The sequence below is a fragment of the Erythrobacter donghaensis genome (assembly GCF_001557325.1).
GTDB classification, from domain to species: Bacteria; Pseudomonadota; Alphaproteobacteria; order Sphingomonadales; family Sphingomonadaceae; genus Erythrobacter; species Erythrobacter donghaensis_B.
The window spans coordinates 1-2,036 of record NZ_LSJS01000295.1 but is presented as its reverse complement, the minus strand read 5'-3'; the positions used below and the strand labels follow the sequence as shown (position 1 = coordinate 2,036).

Annotated in this window: 1 protein-coding gene and 1 pseudogene; both read right to left on the bottom strand. The window is 67.9% G+C overall.

Features of this window, described 5'->3' with window-relative positions:
* Positions 1 to 116 precede the first annotated feature (116 nt).
* Positions 117 to 1,523 (bottom strand): Tol-Pal system beta propeller repeat protein TolB, encoded by a 1,407-nt coding sequence (tolB, locus tag AX692_RS16780; RefSeq protein WP_073975354.1) that lies wholly within the window; start codon positions 1,521 to 1,523, stop codon positions 117 to 119.
* Positions 1,520 to 2,036 (bottom strand): annotated as a pseudogene (locus AX692_RS20335) (energy transducer TonB); the annotation flags it as partial. The gene tolB and the pseudogene AX692_RS20335, both read right to left, overlap by 4 nt.

Here is a 2,036-nt window from a genome sequence, read left to right as displayed (position 1 = left end):
GGGCGGAATGTCGTCGGGCGCCTTCTTGGCGCAGGCCGCAAGCGCGCTCGCCGAGGCGAGAAGCAGGATCGTCGCAAGCTTGGTGTTCATCGCTCGAGTTCCTTTCGTGGAAAATATCAGGGGCGGATCGGGCCCCAGGCGGGGTCGGAGGCATCGACAGGCGTGGGCAGGCGGCGTTCGTTCTGGCCGGTGAGATCGACCTGCCAGATGCCCGAGCGGCCGGTGTTCTTCTCGGTGCGGAAGAACTGGATGATGCGCCCGTTGGGTGCCCAGGTCGGGGCTTCGTCCTGCCAGCCGCGGGTGAGCACGCGCATGCCGCCTCCGCTGGTGTTCATCACCGCGACGTTGAAGTCGCCCGCGATCCGGGTGAAGGCGATCTGGTCGCCGCGCGGGCTCCATTCGGGTGTGGCGCAGCGCCCGCCGAAGAAGCTGATGCGCTTCTGGTTCTTGCCGTCGGCGTCCATGATGTAGCACTGCTGGCTGCCCGAACGGTCGCTCTCGAACACGATCTTGCTGCCGTCGGGCGAATAGGAGCCGCCCACGTCGATCCCCGGCGTGTCGGTGAGCTTGGTGGCGGTGCCGCCGGTCGCCGGGATGCGGTAGATGTCGGTGTTGCCCGCGACCGCCATCGAGAACAGGATCGACTTGCCATCGGGCGACCAGCGCGGGGCGATGGTGGGGTTGCGGTTCTCGGTGACGAGCGTCTGCTTGCCGCTGCCGATGTCGTAGACATAGATCCGCGGATTGCCGTCCACGTAACTGAGGTAGAGGATCTTCGAATAGTCGGGCGAATAGCGCGGGGTGAGCGCGGTGGCGCTGCCCAGGGTGAGGAAGCGGTGGTTCGCACCGTCCGAATCCATCACCGCGAGGCGCTTGACGCGGCGGTCCTTGGGGCCGGTCTCGGCGATATAGGCGATACGGCTGTCGAAGAACGGGCTTTCGCCGGTGAGGCGGGAGAAGATGAGGTCCGAGCACTTGTGCGCCGCACGCCGCCAGTCGGCCGCGGCGACCACCCAGCCCTCTCGCACCAGTTGCTGCTGGAGCTGGACGTCGTAGAGGTAGCAACCGACGGTCAGGCGCCCGTCGTCGCGCGCGGTGACATAGCCCTGCACCAGCATCTCAGCGCCCTGCCCGCTCCACGCGCCATAGGCAGGCGCGCGGATCGCGGCGAAGGCGGGCTGGGGCAGGCTGTCGGGGCCGACGGGCTTGAAGAGGCCGTTGTTCCGGAGGTTGGCGGTGATCACCCGCGCGATCTCGCGGCCAAGCGCACCGGTGCCCGCCTCGTTGGCGGGCGTGGGGCGTTCACGGTCGGTGGCGAAGGCGGGGATGGCGATGCCGATGTCGGACCAGGCGGATTCGTCGGTGACGGTGAAGGAAATGCCCTCGTCGGCCTCCTGCGCGCCTTCGGCACCGACCGTCTCGACCGGCTGATCCTCTCCCATCGGCGTCCCGAGGTCCTGCGCGATCGCGGCCGCGGGCATGGCGGCGGTGAACAGGAGAGCGGCAATCAGCGCGGACTTCATCGTGATGTATTCCTATCGAAACGGGCGCCCCGGATTGTCTTCCAGACCGAATAATACTCTGCGGGCAACTTGAAAGGGGCGGCCAACTGCACCGCTCTAATCGCGCGTTCGCAATGGAGCGCAGCCTGCGTCCGATTGCCCTCGGTGATGCTTCCGGGAACGGTCTTGCAAACCGGCCGCCCCTTGAGGGTACCGTCAGGGTTGAGACTGAAATCCACCAGCGAGATCAGCTTATCGACATCAAGCCCTTGGGGCGAGGTCCAATGCGGCTTGACCTGACGGGCCAGTGCTTGCTGGATCGAGGCGCGTTCGCTCGCACCGATCTTCGCGGCAGGCGCGCCGGTTTGGGTCGCGGTGGGCGAGGGGCCCTTGCCGGCGAGGAAGTCGTCGCCGACACGCGGCGCGCCGCCGGGCTTGGGGGTGGTCGGCCGCGGCGGCGTAGTCGTCTGCTTGGGCGGCGTGCGGTCGGGACGCGAGCGGTCGCGGGTGGAGGCGGGCTGGTGGGTGGCGGTG